Origin of the sequence: Halomonas sp. FeN2, from assembly GCF_020595105.1 — a bacterium.
Taxonomy (GTDB): Bacteria; Pseudomonadota; Gammaproteobacteria; order Pseudomonadales; family Halomonadaceae; genus Vreelandella; species Vreelandella neptunia.
This window is the reverse complement of sequence record NZ_CP074200.1, coordinates 4,777,840-4,793,405: the sequence shown is the minus strand read 5'-3', so window position 1 is coordinate 4,793,405 and position 15,566 is coordinate 4,777,840. Positions and strand designations below refer to the sequence as shown.

Here is a 15,566-nt window from a genome sequence, read left to right as displayed (position 1 = left end):
AGTCGATGAGGCCGTGCCCCGTTGACGTGTGCGTATACTACCCGATTTACCGACAGGGTCAACAGTGATTTCAACATTTATTATTAAAAGTCGTTAAAGATTAGGGCTTACCTGAAACCCGCCGCAAAGCAGCGCAAGTATTGATCTAGGACAAAACGACTACCGCCCTCTCCCCTACGCTTATAGATAGAGGATGTTGAGGTTCATCCTTTCAAAACCGAAACGTCGATTATAAAAGCAAGGGAGAATAACCATGACCATAAAAGCCACTTTACTACCGGCACTGGCTGCTAGCAGCTTTCTCGTTGCAAGCGTAGCTCTGGCTGACGATGGCTTGGAAAATTACCGCCAACGCTTCGAGGCACTGCCTTACCTTCCGCCAATCCCCGCGAACAACTCATTAACAGCGGAGAAGGTCGAACTGGGCAATATGCTGTTCTTCGAGCCACGCATATCTTCGAGTGGTGTTATTAGCTGCGCCACCTGCCACAACCCCGCGCTTGGTTGGGCTGACCGAATTCCTCGCGCTGTCGGCCACGATGGGCAGGTCGGAGAACGAAATACCCCCACCGTGCTGAACAGTGGCTTTTTAGGATCACAATTTTGGGATGGCCGAGAGCCTGATTTAGAAGGCCAAGCACTAGGTCCTATCGAAGCACCTGTGGAAATGGCGATGGATCTGGAAATGGCCCTGGAGCGGCTGGTGGGATTCGAGCTCTATCAGGAAAAATTCAGCGCCGCCTATCCTGACCAAGAAGAACCTATCACCGATGATAATTTGGCTCATGCGCTGGCAGCTTTCCAACGTACGCTCAATACACCCAATTCCCCTTTTGATCGTTACCTACATGGCGATTTAGAGGCGATTAACCAGCAAGCCAAAGACGGCATGGTGGCCTTTGTAGATAACGGTTGTATTGCATGCCACCGCGGCCCTGCTTTAACCGATAGCCAATTTCATGCGATTCAGGTACCAGGCTCAACCGATTTGGGTCGTTATGTCGTGACTGAAGAGGAGAGCGACAAGTACCGTTTCAGAACGCCCACACTGCGTAATGTGGCGGTGACCTACCCGTATATGAATAACGGTGCGACTGAAACACTGGAAGAGGCGGTTGCGATAATGGGCCAAGAGATGCTTGGCCGGGAGTTTGATGATGACACCATTAGTGATATTACCGCGTTCCTTCATACACTAACCGGTGAAATGCCTGATTTTGACGTACCGGCGCTACCCTGAGCTACTGTTCCAAACCGACACGCAAACTATCGCCCTAGCAAAAGCAGCCGCCTGGTCATTGCGACCAGGCGGTGAAACGTTACACTGCCACTAAGCGCGCCAGCAGATCTTCACGACGCTGCGGGGTCACAAAAGCTTCTTCAATAGCGTTACGGGTTAGCTGACGAAATACCGCTTCGTCCCAACCAAACGCATCGGCGCAAGCAATGTGATTGGTCAACATACCGCCACCAAAATAGGCGGGGTCATCCGAGCTAATGGTTACTTTGAGCCCTTCAGCTAAAAGCTTGGGCAGGGGATGATCACGCAGATCCTCGACTACTTTTAAGCTCACGTTTGAAAGCGGGCAAACCGTTAGAACAATCTGTTCACTGCGCAAACGCTCAACTACTTCATCACTTTCCAAACAGCGCACCCCATGATCAATGCGCTGAACATCCAGTACATCCAAGGCTTCTTTAATATACTCTGCAGGCCCTTCCTCCCCCGCATGCGCCACGCGCACAAGTCCAAGCTGCTTGGCACGCTTAAACACCTCCGCAAATTTTACCGGTGGATTATTCTGTTCAGCACTATCCAGACCGATAGCATCCAGCATTTTCCAATAGGGAGCGGCTTGTTCGAGTACATGCAACGCCTCATCTGCGGGACGGTCGCGTAGAAAAGCCATAATCATGCCGATAGAGAGATCGAGGTTCTCCTCTGCCTCTTGCTTAGCTTTTAATAGTCCAGCCATGACCACTTCAAGCGGCACGCCACGCTGTAGATGCGCCTGGGGATCAAAGTGCATGTCGATATGCACAACGCCCTCTCTTCGCGCGCGCTTGAAATAATCCATCGCCAGGTCGTAAAAGTCTTCCTCGTTACGCAGCACGCTCATGCCCTGAAAATAGAGATTCAGGAATCCCTGCAGATCGTTGAAGTGATAAGCATCTTTGGCTTCTTGAACTGTCGTATAGGGCAGCTCAATTCCATTGCGCTGCGCTAGTGCAAACATTAACTCTGGTTCCAGCGAGCCTTCGATATGCAAATGGAGCTCTACTTTAGGAAGATTGCGTAAAAAATCGTGCATGGAGGGCTCCTAGCTGTCTTATCAATGAATCCATATCGCTCATTATCGATTATTTAAGCGGGCATTGGCTAAGTTTACCGGCATCTAGATGCCAGTGGTACTCGACCCCAGGCAATGGGTTCAGCGAACTAACTTTATGGACAAAGAGTATAACCGTTCGATTCATTAGCCATTGATCCAGGGAAACCGCGAGGAGTTTTGCCGTCGCCGTATCAACACCTGCAAATGGCTCGTCAAGGATCACCACTTGAGGGCTACGAAGCATTAGCCGTGCTAATGCCAGGCGCCGACCTTGGCCGCCCGATAGCTGCTGGCCTTTTTCGCCCACCGCTGTGGCTAAGCCTTGCGGCAGTTGCTCAACCCAACTATCCAATGCAACGGCCCTCAATATCTCCCAAAGCTTGTCATCGCTTGCGGTGGGGTTGGCAATACGCAGGTTCTCAGCAATAGAGGCATCAAATAAATCCACCTGCTGAGTAAGCATGGCAAAATGGCTAGCACGGATTTCAGCCGAGAGCTGCCACGCTAGCACGCCGCCTACCATTGCCTCGCCCTGAGTCGCTGTTAAGCGCCCCATCAACACACTGGCTAAAGACGATTTCCCCGCACCAGAGTTGCCGGTAATCACTGCTCGCTTTCCAGCGGGAAGATGAAGGTCAATACACCTTAGCGCGGGCTCTAATGTTTGCGCATAGCGCAGGGAGAGCTGATTAACCTGAATGTTTAGGCCAACGTCTTCAGGTAGCGAAACGGCAGGGGCAGCCGAAGATGAATCATGGGTTAACTCATTTAACCGACGCGCCGCTGCATAGCTAGCGCCCAGCTTGATAAAGCTAGCAGGTAGCGTAATAAATGCCTCGTTCGCTCCCAGCGCTATCAATGCTGCCATCACCAAAATAGGCCCCGTCACCAACTGCTGGCTAAATATCAGGCTAGCGAACCATACGACTGCCACGACCATTAACCCGCTGATGACACTCACCAGGCAGTTGATTAGCGCTGCCTTACGCCCCAAGCGGCGCTGATTGTTGAACGCTTGCTGCTCTTGAGTCGCGATCATCGTCCGGTGCCACCGGTTCGTTTGATAGCTCATCAATTCAGCCGAGGCCTGAACTTGATCGACCACTAAGCGGCGCAGCGACTGTTGATCAACCACCTGCTGATAGCTATGCGAAAATCCCCAGGCGGCAGCTAGCAGGGTCGCTACTAGCCAGAGCAAGCCCAGCGTCAGCGCCATCAGAACGGCGACCCCTGGCAACCAAATAGCTACAAAAAGCGACACAGCCACCACGCTAAGCAGCGCCACCAACGGCGGCACCAAGAGTCGGAGATAAAAATTATCCAGGGTATCGATATCCGCCGTTAAACGGCTCAGCCAGTCGCTGGCACGCTCACCGTGCAAGCGAGTATCGTCAAGGCGGGTTAAATAGCCAAATACCCGATAACGCAAGTCGGCCAGCAGTGTTAACACCGTATTATGGTTATACAGACGCTCAAGATAGCGCGCTATAGTGCGCGCCAGGGCGAAGAAACGAATGCCGCCACCCGGGACATAAACATCAAGACGCGCGGGAATACCCAGGGCCACGGCGATACCGGTCAGAGCACTGGCGGTAATAAACCAACCCGACAACCCCAGCAGCGCAAGCCCGGCTATCAGGGTGACCCACACCAGCAAAGCGCCCACTAAAAAGCGTTTTCGCCGCCGCACTAAAAGCAGCAGCCAAGGACGAAATTCGCTGTAAATAGCCATCATGAGGCCACCTCTACAAGTTCACCCTGCTCAAAAGCCAGATGGCGTTGGGCAACGGCGATCACGGCCGGATGATGGGTCGCTATGACCAGGGTGCGCCCCTCTTGGGCAAGCTTAAGCAAAGCAGCCATAACGAACTGTTCTGTCTCTTGGTCTAAACTTGCCGTAGGTTCATCTAACAGCACCAACGGTGCATTGCTAAGGTAAACTCGCGCAAGTGCAAGGCGTTGAGCTTGGCCACCCGATAACCCGACTCCACGCTCGCCGATTAACGTATCCATACCCTCTGGCAGCTGAGTTAACAGCGGCCCAAAACCGGCACGATGCAGGGCGACGAGCATTTCTTCGCGGGAAGCTTCAGGTGCTGCCAAGCGCAGATTATCGATCAGACTGCCGTGCAAGAGACTGGGCTGCTGGTCAAGCCAGGCGTAGTGGTTATTCTCTTGCCGCAGATACTCGCCAGCGCTGGGGGCGATAAAGCCGGCGAGCAGTGCCAGCAGCGTTGACTTGCCGCTACCGGAAGCACCGCTAAGCGCTACTACTTCACCCCGCTGAATGGTGAGATCGATTGGGCCTATCACTTGCCCACGGCTAGGGTAAGCAACGCATGCAGCCGTTAATTCTATAGCCGACTTCTCTGATAGCGGCGCCCTGTGTCGAAGCCCACACACCAAACCTGGTTGATTGAGAATATTCACCACACTCTCGGCGGCACCCAGTGCCGCCGCGCGATCATGATAATGCTGAGAAAGTGTGCGCAGAGGCTGGAAAAATTCGGGGGCGAGAAGTAGCACCGCTAAACCCGAAAAAAGCGTCAACGATGTTGACGGCCCGTACTCGATGTAGCCCAGCAGGCCGAAACCGACATACATAGCCACGACCGCAATCGCTACCGAGGAAAAAAACTCCAGCACCGCTGATGAAAGAAAAGCCAACCGCAGAGTACGCATGCTAAGACGCCGATACTCATCGGTGGCATACCAAACATCCTGCTGCGCGGCAGACGTACGGCCAAAGAGCTGCAGTGTGGTCATGCCGCGCACGCGGTCAATAAAATGCGCTGACAATCGCGATACTGCAACAAACTGGTCGCGATTAAGGCGCTCAGCCCCCATGCCGACTAATGCCATAAACAGCGGAATTAACGGAGCAGAAAGGAGCAGAAAAACAGCCACCAAGTAATCTAGCCAACCCGCCACCACCAGTATCAACAGCGGCAAGCAAAGCGTAATCCGTAACTGGGGATAAAAACGCGCGAAATAGCCTTCCAGCGCATCGATATGCTCGACCACTTGGTTAGCTAGGGAGCCGCTGTGCTCGCTGGTTAGCCAAACCGGGCCTAGAGCGGACAGTTTATCCAACAGCTGAGCTCTGGCACGCTGTCGAATTCGCAGGCTCGCTTCCAGGCTCAGTGTTTCATGCCCCCACTGAAAAGCAGCGCGTAACAGCACACTGCCCACCAGCAGGGAAAATATCGGTAATAGAGAAAAGGGTGATCGCTGATGCACCACTAGCTGATCAATAAGCCACGCAAGGCCCACCACCACGACTATCGTTTGACTACCTGCCAGCACGCCACAAAGCGCTGAACAAAGCAGGCGCTTACGCTCTCCCTTAGCCAACGTTTGCAGCCAACTGCGCGGCGTAAGAGAAAGCGTGTCTTCATTTACCATGGATCAGTGGTATCCCTCGCCTACACGCACCTTGCCGCGGAACACCCAATAGGTCCAGGCGGTATAGGTCAATATAATCGGGATAACGAATACCATACCTACCAGCAGGAACAGCTGTGACTCCGGCGAGGAAGCCGCATCCCACAGCGTATAGTCCGGTGGCACGATAACCGGCCATTTACTGACGATCAGTCCTAAATAGGTGAAGACATAAATGCCGATAGTGGCCAGGAAAGGCACCCCTTCACGCCGTTTTTGCACCGAACGAAAAACCACAAAAGCACAAGCCAAGGCAGCAAATGGAAAAACCCAAATTAGTTGAATATTGCCGAACCAGCGCTCCCAGACCAGAGGATTCACAAACGGCGTCCAGAGACTAATCACGGCGAAAACAAACAGTACCAGCGCCAGCAGCAGCGGAGTGATTTTATAAGCCCAGTCCTGTACATGTCCTTCTGATTTCAGTATGAGCCAAGTCGCCCCTAACAGCGCATAACCTGCCATCAAGCCAAGCCCCGTTAGCACAGAGAAAGGCGTTAGCCAGTCAAAGGCGCCGCCCACATAGGCAAAATCTTCAACCGGAAAACCCTGGATATAGGCCCCTACCACGGCACCTTGCGCAAAGGCGGCAACCGCCGACCCCCAGCAAAAAGCGCGGTTCCACCAGCGCCTGTTACGGCGTGACTTGAAACGAAATTCAAAGGCAACGCCACGGAATATCAAGCCTGCCAACATTAAGAAAACGCCGATGTAAAGTGCAGGCAAAAACACCGAATAAACCAGCGGGAAGGCGCCTAATAGTCCGGCCCCGCCGAGCACTAGCCATGTTTCATTGCCATCCCATATTGGCGCCACCGAATTCATCATCACATCCCGGGCATCTTCATCGGGAGCAAAGGGGTAGAGAATACCTAGCCCCAAATCAAATCCGTCCATCAGCACATACATCATGATGCCGAAACCAATAATGAAGGCCCAAACTAACGTTAGATCAAACATTTCCATGTCTAGCTCCTCACCGGGTCAACGTCATCGTCAAAAGGTGTATGTGCCGCCGACATAGGCCGCATTGGGCGTTTGAAGTTTTCGTCGGTGGTATCGCGCTCGTCTTCCGGTAGCATGCCGTTGCGAACCACTCGCGTGAGGTAGTAAATGCCCGCGTAAAACACCACACCGTAAACCAAGGCATAGCCAATCAGCGTAAACAGGGCCATAGGGCCAGTGAGTGAAGGCGTCAACCCCTCGGCATGGGTCATCATGCCGTAAACCAACCAAGGCGAACGGCCTGACTCAGTGACGATCCAGCCCGCCAAAACAGCAATAAACGGCATGGGGATCATAGCCGTCAGGCCTTTTAAGAATAGCCGCTTGTCATAGATGCGCCCTTTGCGGCGCAACACCAGCCCCGTCAGCGCCACCGCAATCATTAGCAGACCAATGCCCACCATGACGCGAAAGCCCCAGAAGACGATCAGCACTGGCGGCTGCTCTTCAGGCGCCGCTTCACTAATCCCCGGAACCTCCCCATCAACAGAGTGGGTCAAGATGATGCTGGCCAGGTTTGGGATACCCAGCTCAAAGTGGTTGGTTTGCGCTTCCTGGTCAGGGATGGCAAACAGCAGTAGCGGCACATTGCCGGAGGTCTCCCAGTGCCCTTCCATGGCAGCCACTTTAGTCGGCTGGTGCTCTAGGGTGTTTATGCCATGGAAATCGCCGATGACTGCCTGAGTCGGCGCCAAAAAAAGCAGCAGCCATAGGCACATAGAGAGCGCGCGGCGATTCGCCTCCGGATCTCGATCGCGCAACAGAAACCAAGCGCTCACCCCAGCGACAACAAAGCCCCCGGTCAAAAACGAGGCAACGGCCATATGCATAAAGCGGTAAGGGAACGACGGATTAAAGATCGCCTCGCTCCAGGAGGTCACGTGAAAGCGGAAGTCAACCAGCTCTACGCCCGCAGGGGTATGCAACCAGCTGTTAGCGGATAGAATCCAGAAAGAAGAAATAAAGGTGCCCACCGCCACCATAATGGCAGCAAATAAATGAACCCCTTGAGGCACCTTACCGCGGCCGAATAGTAGCACGCCCAAGAAAGCTGCCTCTAAGAAGAACGCAGTGACGACCTCATAGCTGAGCATGGGGCCGAGGAAATTCGAAGAGGCCTGGGAAAAATTGCTCCAATTAGTGCCAAACTGGAACGACATAACGATACCCGACACCACCCCCATCCCAAAGACAACGGCAAACACCTTTGTCCAGAATAGTGAGAGGCGATCCCATGCAGGGTTCTTCGTTGTGAAGAATAGACCATGGAGCAGCGCAATATAGGACGCTAGACCAATCGTAAATACGGGGAAGATAGCGTGAAACGACACGACGAATGCAAATTGCAGTCGCGATAACACCAGCGGATCAAGTTCCATTTCACTCTCCTAAGACCTGAATCGGTATCCCATGGATGGGTTAACACAAGCTTAGTTGAGCCTTCATGGCACGACACTTTTAGTTATAAGCACTAAGCTTATTTCTTTACGCTAGTTTTACAGTATTTTCTTGCGCTGCTTTTCCTGCGTCACTCTGCTTCACGCAGCTTCGCATCTGCCACTAGCGCCCCTCTTGGACAACCATTGTATTATAGTCGCTGGATGTCCAAGATGAGTCGCATTGACGCACCAATCACCCTTGCGGTGCGGTATGACAAACTCGGCACTATCGCGACATGATGACGACGCTGACCATATAGCCGGTGTACGCGATAAACAGCGCTAACAGAATCCCCCCTTCTAAGCGATTAATGCGGCGCGGACGACCACGCCAAGAAAACGCAAACAGGATCATCAGCAGCGTCATACCGGTCATCACGCTCCAGTCGCGCACCAGTACCTCTCTACCCGCTTCAATTGGCGCAATGACACCCGCAAGGCCGACCACCGCCAAGCTGTTAAACAGGTTAGACCCGACCACGTTGCCCAGCACCATATCGTGCTCTTTTCGACGCAGGGCAGTAATCGAGGAGGCAAGCTCAGGCAGTGACGTCCCAATGGCCACTACGGTCAAACCAATAATCAAATCGCTAACACCAAAGCGCAGCGCAATTTCAACTGCGCCCCACACCAGCAGCCGAGAACTAGCGATTAGCAGCACCAGTCCCACCAGCGTCCACATGATGGCTTTACCCCGGGACATCGGCTTGCTGTCCAGAGTTTCAGCGACCTCAGACACCAGCGCATCGTCGGGCTGATTGCGAGAACGCAGAATGCTCACAACAATAAAGACAACCAGCGCTAACAATAGGCCCACAGCCTCCCAGCGCGACACGAATCCGTCCAGCAGCATTAGGCCCGTTGCTAGCATGACCAGCATCAATATCGGCATCTCTTTACGGATAACGCTAGAGTGCACTGATAGGGGTGCAACAAGGGCTACCAAGCCAAGGATTAAACCGATATTAGCAATATTCGAGCCGTAGGCATTTCCCACCGCCAAACCTGGATTTCCGTCCATCGCCGCTAGTACTGACACCATCATTTCCGGCGCCGAAGTACCAAACCCAATTACCAGCATACCGATCAGTAGGGGCGACAAGCCTAGCCAACGTGACGTCGCCGCAGCGCCGTCAATAAACTTCTCGGCGCTCCAAACCAGTAAGATCAATCCAACTACAACCGCTAATGTGGGAAGCAACATTTCATTTCCTTCATGACATAATGATCGGCGATGTTTGTAGGTCGTGTTCCTGAGCAAAACTTCATGGCGACGGTAGTACGATGCTATGACTAGCAATGCCTGCCACTATATTGCGACACTAGCACGCAAACCCGACGCAGAAGTACGCGGCCAATCAGGCTGAATTTAACTGTTCGCCATTGCGCCGCAGCATCGTTGTCTAAACTAACCCATTGGTCAAGCGGCTAGACTACGTTTTTAAACATTATTTCAGTGACATAGACTTGCTAAAATGCGTGTTTGACAGCCTAATCCGCCACATCCTAGTAGTTTTGCTAGGAGTTCGCACTGAGAGTTTTGGTTTTTGCGTCCACAAAAATTGATTAAGCGCCGTCCACTGCCCGTCAACGCCCCCCTTGTTGACAGCCTGCCGCCTGAGGCCAGAACTCAGCGTCGCCGTTTGCGTGCCTGCCACGAATGCGACTGGGTATCGGCTCTGCCGCCATTGAATTCTGGCGAGAAAGCAAGCTGTCCACGCTGCTCACACGTTTTGGTTAAACGCCATCGCTACCCTGCTCAGCGCAGTATGGCCCTAGCCATCGCCTCGCTTGTCGCCCTAATGCTGGCAGTGTCGTTTCCGTTCATTAGCTTTACGGTCAGCGGAGTCAGCAACCGCATCGAGCTAACCCAGACCGCCACCACACTGATTGGCTTTCACCAGCCCGTGGTGGCTATCGCCGTCATTATGACCATAGTGGTGCTGCCCGCCGTGTACTTACTCGGCGTTGTCTGGCTTCAATTTGGACTACTTCGCGATCGCCCTCTGCCCTTTAGTCGCGATATCGCACGCTCACTGGCGCATTTAACGCCGTGGATGATGGCCGATGTCTTTATTATTGGCGCCTTGGTGAGCCTGATAAAAATAGCCGGTCTGGCTGAGGTGGCAATAGGGATCTCCTTCTGGGCGTTTTGTGCATTTGCGCTGCTGCTGCTGATGACAAGTCAGTCCCTGGATGCCGATTGGATGTGGTTCTCACTTGAGGGAGAACCACTGGCGCCCGAAGGCACCCGTACAGGACTCCCTGCTGGCGAACAAGGGCTAACCGGCTGCCCAACCTGCGGACTGATTAACCGCCTATCGCCCCAGGGTCGTGGACACTGTATTCGCTGCCATGAAAAGCTTCATCAGCGTCTTCCTAACAGCTTGCAGCGCACTTGGGCTCTGCTGGGCGCCTCTGCCATTATGTATATTCCAGCCAACGTCTACCCCATTATGACCACGACCAGCCTAGGCAACTCCTCACCTTCGACGATTATTGGCGGTGTCGTGCAATTGATTCAGATGGGCTCGTGGCCGATTGCTGCGGTTATCTTTATTGCCAGTGTTATCGTACCGGTGGGCAAACTAGTGGCGCTGATATGGCTTTGCCTGGTGGTTAAGCGTAGCAGTGCACTGAATGCTCAAAGCCGCACGCGACTGTATCGGCTAACAGAATTTATTGGACGCTGGTCAATGGTCGATGTCTTCGTGGTGGCGATTTTAGTGGCACTGATTCGCGCCGGCTCTCTAATGTCGATCACGCCAGGCCCTGCATCGCTCGCCTTTGGCTCTGTGGTTGTGTTAACCATGCTCGCGGCAATGACCTTTGATCCGCGCTTGATTTGGGATACTCCCCTCCCTCCTCGCCACCCTCTTCTTCGCCGTAAAGCGGCCACCAAGGAACCTGTTGATGGCTAACGAAACAGCATCGTCAAACTCTGACCCAACTAGCGATCAGGAGCTAAATAAGGCCAAAACATCGCGCCAGACCCGGTTATCTCCCATTTGGGTGGTACCCATCGTCGCGATAGCTATTGGGTTATGGCTGGTTTACGACAACTACGCTAGCCGTGGAACCCAAGTGACGCTGACCATGGAGAGTGCTGAGGGCATTGAGGCGGGCAATACGCTGATTCGCAGCCGTAATGTTGAAGTGGGTCGCGTGCAGAGTGTGCGCCTGTCTGACGACCTTTCCCATGCCGTGCTGACCGCTCGTATTCAGCCGGAGGTTGAGGATCTTCTGCGCGAAGATACCCGTTTTTGGGTGGTCAAGCCGCGCATTGGCCGTGAAGGCATTAGTGGATTGGGCACCGTGCTCTCCGGCGCTTACATTCAGCTTGAGCCCGGAACGGAAGCCGCACCGCGGCGAGAATTTCCCGTTAGCGATATCCCACCCGTTGCGCCCGCAGGCCAAGCGGGACTTCGCCTTAGCCTGACGAGCCAGCTGGGTAACTCACTGCGCGTAGGTGACCCGGTGTCTTATCAGGGCTACACCGTGGGGCGCATCGAAGAGAATAGTTTTGAGCCTGAGTCACGCACCATGCAGCATCAGCTCTTTATTGAGGAGCCATATACCGATTTAGTCACCGACAGCACCCGTTTCTGGACTTCTAGCGGTGTTGATTTCCGCTTGGACGCCGATGGCGTTCGAGTTAACGTCGAGTCATTGGAGGCACTGCTGGGTGGCGGTGTTACCTTCGGCGTGCCCGAAGACCTGCCCATGGGTCAACCGGTTGAAGCCAATACGCGGTTCACTCTCTACGCTGATGAAGATGCTGCCCGAGAGGGAACCTTCAATCGCTATTTGGAGTATGTGCTACTGGTCGATGAAACAGTGCGCGGACTTTCCAAAGGCGCGCCAGTAGAGTTTCGTGGTGTACGAATAGGCACCGTTGCTGCCGTGCCCTGGAATTTTACCGCGCCACAGCCAGACTCTCGCGCACGCTTTGCCATACCCGTACTGATTAGGATTGAGCCTCAGCGCTTGGGTATTGAAAATAGCGATATTGACTTGGAAGAGTGGGAGGATCGGTTCCAGCGCATGTTTGGCCTGGGGCTGCGAGCCTCGCTAAAAAACGGCAGTCTGCTAACCGGTGCCCTGTTTGTCGACCTCAACTTCCAGCGCGACTTAGCCGATGAGTATGTTGCCGAGCGATTCTCGGATCGTGACGTATTCCCCACCGTGCCTGGCGGCTTTGCCCAGATCCAGGCTCAGGTGACCGATTTACTAGATAAGTTAAATGCACTTGAAGTTGAACCGCTGCTAACCGGCTTGGATCGTAACCTTCAGGCTTCCGAGAGCATGCTGAATGAGGTTCGCGACGTGAGCGCCTCTCTTAATCAGTTGCTCAATGATCCTGAAACCCAGGCCATTGGTGGAAACCTTAACGCGACGCTGGATGAGCTGCGCAGCACGCTACAGGGTTTATCCCCTTCATCACCGGCCTATCAAGAGTTGACAACCGCCATTGAGCGATTGGATCGCTTGATGCGTGACTTACAGCCTTTGACTCGGACGCTCAACGACAATCCCAGAGCACTGTTGTTTGATAATCTGGATACTCAAGATCCCATACCGCGTGCGCCACGTGATTAAGGAGCTAACGATGTTTACATGGATGAGATGTTCACTGCTGCTGATCTGCCTGTTGCTATCCGCCTGCGCCAGCAGCGTCACGCCCCCCGCTCGCTATATGCTGCCAAGCGACCCACTGGCTAGCACGCCCCGCCAGCCCGCGGGCACGCTTATAGTGAGTTCCCCTCGACTTGCCCACTACCTGGATGTCGACGGCATTGTCATGCAACTAGACGACATTACGTTGAACGCCGCTCGGGAACATCAGTGGGCAGAAGGATTAGGCAGACAGTTAGAACGAAAACTGCGCGCCAATCTGGCGCAAGCGCTACCAACGCTTAGGATTATGCGTACGGAAGGCGAACAAGCCAACGCATTGACCCTGCGCCTGAACGTTGATCAATTCCAGGGCCGCTTTGACGGTGTCGCCGTGGCCAGCGGCCAATGGCAATTGCTTAACGATGCCGGTGAACTGCTAGCGATGGAAAATTTCTATGCAGAGACACCCCTTGCCGAGGATGGCTACCCCGCCCTGGTTCGCGCATTGAGTGATAGCTGGGATCAAGCCGCCGAACTTATCGCCACTCAAATACGTCAGGGCGATTATTTTGATTAATCAGCGCTTTTCTAAACTGAGTTTGCTGCACTACGCTTAATGCTAACCCCCTCAGGGATGTCAATATGACAGCTGAAACAAGCCAGACCACGGGTCTGCCCGCTGAACAACTGCGCGATGCCATTAACGCCCTCATGCATACCGTCACGGCAATGCTTGAGGGTGAATTGAGTCTTGACCTACTCGAAACCGCTTTAAATAGCCACGACGCCCTGCATGACCAGTTAGCAGCACAGAGTAGTGACACCTCAACGCTAGCCGCGCTTCAGCGCATTGAGCAATTTATTATTCGTCAAGCGGGGCACTATTTTCAAACGGCTAGCGTCGATTTTGATGAACAGCAAAACAGTCGTTTTATCGCCCTCTTTGCGCGACACCTACTCGCGCTCGACGGCATAGGGCCAGCCACGGCCCGCCAACTGTTTCAACTAGGTATTTTCACCCCTGAGCAGTTTTTTGTATTAACCCCCAAGGAAGTGGCCCAGCTCAACTTGCCCGCGACTACGTTAGCGCGGTTAATTCCACTGCATGCCCAGGCCCCGCCACTGCCACGATTCAGCGAAACAAGCTGAGGCCCCATAACCGTGTTACACTACTCGGCTTATTACTGACACGTAGTTTTCTGGTGTGTCCGTGCGCACCAGGATGATAGTGCTGCTTTGGCACTATAACCTTCACGTCTCCTGTCACGGTCATCCACGGCTAACCAACGACCATCGCGGCACGCTGAATTATCTGGCACACTTCGCTGCCGCGAAGGTGAATCAACCTCGCTTTTTGAACATAACACCTAGTGATAACAACCACTTACCGGTATTAACTCACTAGGTGACTGCGGAGAACGCATGAGCTTTTCTGAACTTGGCCTGCACGCCGATTTGTTACGCGCTGTCACAGCGCAAGGTTACACTGAGCCTACCCCGATACAACGACAGGCTATTCCCGTTGTACTAGAAGGTCGTGACATGCTGGCCAGCGCCCAAACCGGCACGGGTAAAACCGCTGGTTTTACGCTGCCGATGCTGCAACGCTTAAACACCGGCAAACGACCTACAAAGCGTCAGGTACGTGCACTAGTGCTAACCCCTACCCGCGAGCTTGCCGCTCAAGTAGGCGAAAGCGTGTCGACCTACGGTCAACATCTGGCACTGCGCTCTCACATTATTTTTGGCGGCGTCGGCCAACAGCCTCAAATCGATGCACTGAAAGCCGGTTTGGATGTACTGGTTGCCACTCCAGGCCGCCTGTTGGATCTTCACCAGCAAGGGCATGTGGATCTCTCCTGCGTTGAGATTTTAGTGCTTGATGAAGCTGATCGCATGCTGGATATGGGCTTCATTCATGACATTAAGCGGTTGTTGCGCCTAGTGCCTAAAAAGCGCCAAAACCTGCTGTTCTCAGCGACATTCTCTAACGAGATCCAAACCCTGGCGCAACAGTTGCTGGATAACCCGGCGATGATTGAGGTAGCGCCACGGAATGCCACAGCCGACAAAATTGAGCAGGCCATTTACCGCGTTGACCGCGAGAAGAAGCGCGAGCTGCTGGCTCACTTGATTCAGCAACATGGCTGGTTCCAGGTGCTGGTATTTACGCGCACCAAACATGGTGCTAACCGCCTTGCAGAGCAGCTCTCCAAGCAGGACATCCCTTCAATGGCGATCCATGGCAATAAAAGCCAGGGAGCGCGCACTCGCGCACTAACGGCATTCAAGAGCGGCGACCTGCAGGTACTCGTGGCCACCGATATCGCTGCTCGCGGACTGGATATCAATGAGTTGCCCCACGTCGTCAATTTTGACCTACCCAACGTGGCGGAAGATTATGTCCACCGCATTGGCCGCACCGGTCGGGCTGGCAGCAATGGCGAAGCCGTTTCGTTGGTGTGTGTCGATGAAGACGGCCTGCTGGGCAATATTGAGCGGCTAATCAAGCAGAAGCTAACAAAGCACATTGAACCTGGCTTTGAGCCCGACCCCAGTATCAAACCTGAGCCCATCGAAAATGGCCGTCGCAATCAACGTCAGCCCCGCGCCAAACGCAAACCCGAAGGCCAGAGCGCCAATACCGGCGGCGAACGTAAACGCCGCGCGCGGCGCTAGCTCAGAGTGCAGGAATATGCGAAGGTGTCGCCTTTGCATATTCCAAGCC

General features: G+C 53.8%; 12 protein-coding genes. 6 read left to right on the top strand and 6 right to left on the bottom strand.

What is annotated here, in order from left to right:
* Positions 1 to 253 precede the first annotated feature (253 nt).
* Positions 254 to 1,240, top strand: a complete 987-nt coding sequence (locus KF947_RS22095; protein WP_133733482.1) for a cytochrome-c peroxidase — start codon at positions 254 to 256, stop codon at positions 1,238 to 1,240.
* A gap of 79 nt (positions 1,241 to 1,319) precedes the next feature.
* On the opposite strand, the gene KF947_RS22090 is transcribed toward KF947_RS22095, so the two are convergent.
* The 6 genes from KF947_RS22090 to KF947_RS22065 form a co-directional block, all read right to left on the bottom strand.
* Positions 1,320 to 2,312 carry an adenosine deaminase gene (locus KF947_RS22090; RefSeq protein WP_227405130.1) on the bottom strand — a complete coding sequence of 331 codons (993 nt, stop codon included), beginning with the start codon at positions 2,310 to 2,312 and terminating at the stop codon, positions 1,320 to 1,322.
* Between the two features lie 49 nt (positions 2,313 to 2,361).
* Positions 2,362 to 4,068 carry a thiol reductant ABC exporter subunit CydC gene (gene cydC, locus KF947_RS22085; protein WP_227405129.1) on the bottom strand — a complete coding sequence of 569 codons (1,707 nt, stop codon included), beginning with the start codon at positions 4,066 to 4,068 and terminating at the stop codon, positions 2,362 to 2,364.
* Positions 4,065 to 5,738, bottom strand: coding sequence for a thiol reductant ABC exporter subunit CydD (gene cydD, locus KF947_RS22080; protein WP_227405128.1), 1,674 nt, complete (start codon positions 5,736 to 5,738; stop codon positions 4,065 to 4,067). Before cydD ends, cydC begins: the two co-directional genes overlap by 4 nt.
* Positions 5,739 to 5,741: 3 nt before the next feature.
* On the bottom strand, positions 5,742 to 6,743 hold the full coding sequence (gene cydB / locus KF947_RS22075; protein ID WP_009286907.1) for a cytochrome d ubiquinol oxidase subunit II: 1,002 nt from the start codon (positions 6,741 to 6,743) through the stop codon (positions 5,742 to 5,744).
* A 2-nt stretch (positions 6,744 to 6,745) separates the two neighbouring features.
* Positions 6,746 to 8,161 (bottom strand): cytochrome ubiquinol oxidase subunit I, encoded by a 1,416-nt coding sequence (locus KF947_RS22070; protein ID WP_227405127.1) that lies wholly within the window; start codon positions 8,159 to 8,161, stop codon positions 6,746 to 6,748.
* 286 nt (positions 8,162 to 8,447) lie between these two features.
* On the bottom strand, positions 8,448 to 9,425 hold the full coding sequence (locus KF947_RS22065) for a calcium/sodium antiporter (protein WP_227405126.1): 978 nt from the start codon (positions 9,423 to 9,425) through the stop codon (positions 8,448 to 8,450).
* Between the two features lie 343 nt (positions 9,426 to 9,768).
* Here KF947_RS22065 and KF947_RS22060 point away from each other — a divergent pair, with 343 nt between their 5' ends.
* The 5 genes from KF947_RS22060 to KF947_RS22040 all read left to right on the top strand — a co-directional run bounded on the left by KF947_RS22060 (position 9,769) and on the right by KF947_RS22040 (position 15,517).
* Positions 9,769 to 11,142: a paraquat-inducible protein A gene (locus KF947_RS22060; RefSeq protein WP_227405125.1), complete on the top strand. Its 1,374-nt coding sequence runs from the start codon at positions 9,769 to 9,771 to the stop codon at positions 11,140 to 11,142.
* Positions 11,135 to 12,820, top strand: a complete 1,686-nt coding sequence (pqiB, locus tag KF947_RS22055; RefSeq protein WP_133733488.1) for an intermembrane transport protein PqiB — start codon at positions 11,135 to 11,137, stop codon at positions 12,818 to 12,820. The genes KF947_RS22060 and pqiB overlap by 8 nt, the downstream gene beginning before the upstream one ends.
* 10 nt (positions 12,821 to 12,830) lie before the next feature.
* Complete coding sequence (locus KF947_RS22050; protein ID WP_133733489.1) at positions 12,831 to 13,415, top strand: membrane integrity-associated transporter subunit PqiC; 585 nt, start codon at positions 12,831 to 12,833, stop codon at positions 13,413 to 13,415.
* A gap of 65 nt (positions 13,416 to 13,480) precedes the next feature.
* Complete coding sequence (locus tag KF947_RS22045; RefSeq protein ID WP_227405124.1) at positions 13,481 to 13,987, top strand: helix-hairpin-helix domain-containing protein; 507 nt, start codon at positions 13,481 to 13,483, stop codon at positions 13,985 to 13,987.
* A gap of 273 nt (positions 13,988 to 14,260) precedes the next feature.
* Positions 14,261 to 15,517, top strand: a complete 1,257-nt coding sequence (locus KF947_RS22040) for a DEAD/DEAH box helicase (protein WP_133733491.1) — start codon at positions 14,261 to 14,263, stop codon at positions 15,515 to 15,517.
* Positions 15,518 to 15,566 lie beyond the last annotated feature (49 nt).

Bases quoted from the DNA above. Each gene is read 5' to 3' on its own strand.
- KF947_RS22095 (WP_133733482.1), top strand. From the start codon at position 254: ATGACCATAAAAGCCACTTTACTACCGGCACTGGCTGCTAGCAGCTTT.
- KF947_RS22090 (WP_227405130.1), bottom strand. From the start codon at position 2,312: ATGCACGATTTTTTACGCAATCTTCCTAAAGTAGAGCTCCATTTGCAT.
- cydC (WP_227405129.1), bottom strand. From the start codon at position 4,068: ATGATGGCTATTTACAGCGAATTTCGTCCTTGGCTGCTGCTTTTAGTG.
- cydD (WP_227405128.1), bottom strand. From the start codon at position 5,738: ATGGTAAATGAAGACACGCTTTCTCTTACGCCGCGCAGTTGGCTGCAA.
- cydB (WP_009286907.1), bottom strand. From the start codon at position 6,743: ATGGAAATGTTTGATCTAACGTTAGTTTGGGCCTTCATTATTGGTTTC.
- KF947_RS22070 (WP_227405127.1), bottom strand. From the start codon at position 8,161: ATGGAACTTGATCCGCTGGTGTTATCGCGACTGCAATTTGCATTCGTC.
- KF947_RS22065 (WP_227405126.1), bottom strand. From the start codon at position 9,425: ATGTTGCTTCCCACATTAGCGGTTGTAGTTGGATTGATCTTACTGGTT.
- pqiB (WP_133733488.1), top strand. From the start codon at position 11,135: ATGGCTAACGAAACAGCATCGTCAAACTCTGACCCAACTAGCGATCAG.
- KF947_RS22050 (WP_133733489.1), top strand. From the start codon at position 12,831: ATGTTTACATGGATGAGATGTTCACTGCTGCTGATCTGCCTGTTGCTA.
- KF947_RS22045 (WP_227405124.1), top strand. From the start codon at position 13,481: ATGACAGCTGAAACAAGCCAGACCACGGGTCTGCCCGCTGAACAACTG.
- KF947_RS22040 (WP_133733491.1), top strand. From the start codon at position 14,261: ATGAGCTTTTCTGAACTTGGCCTGCACGCCGATTTGTTACGCGCTGTC.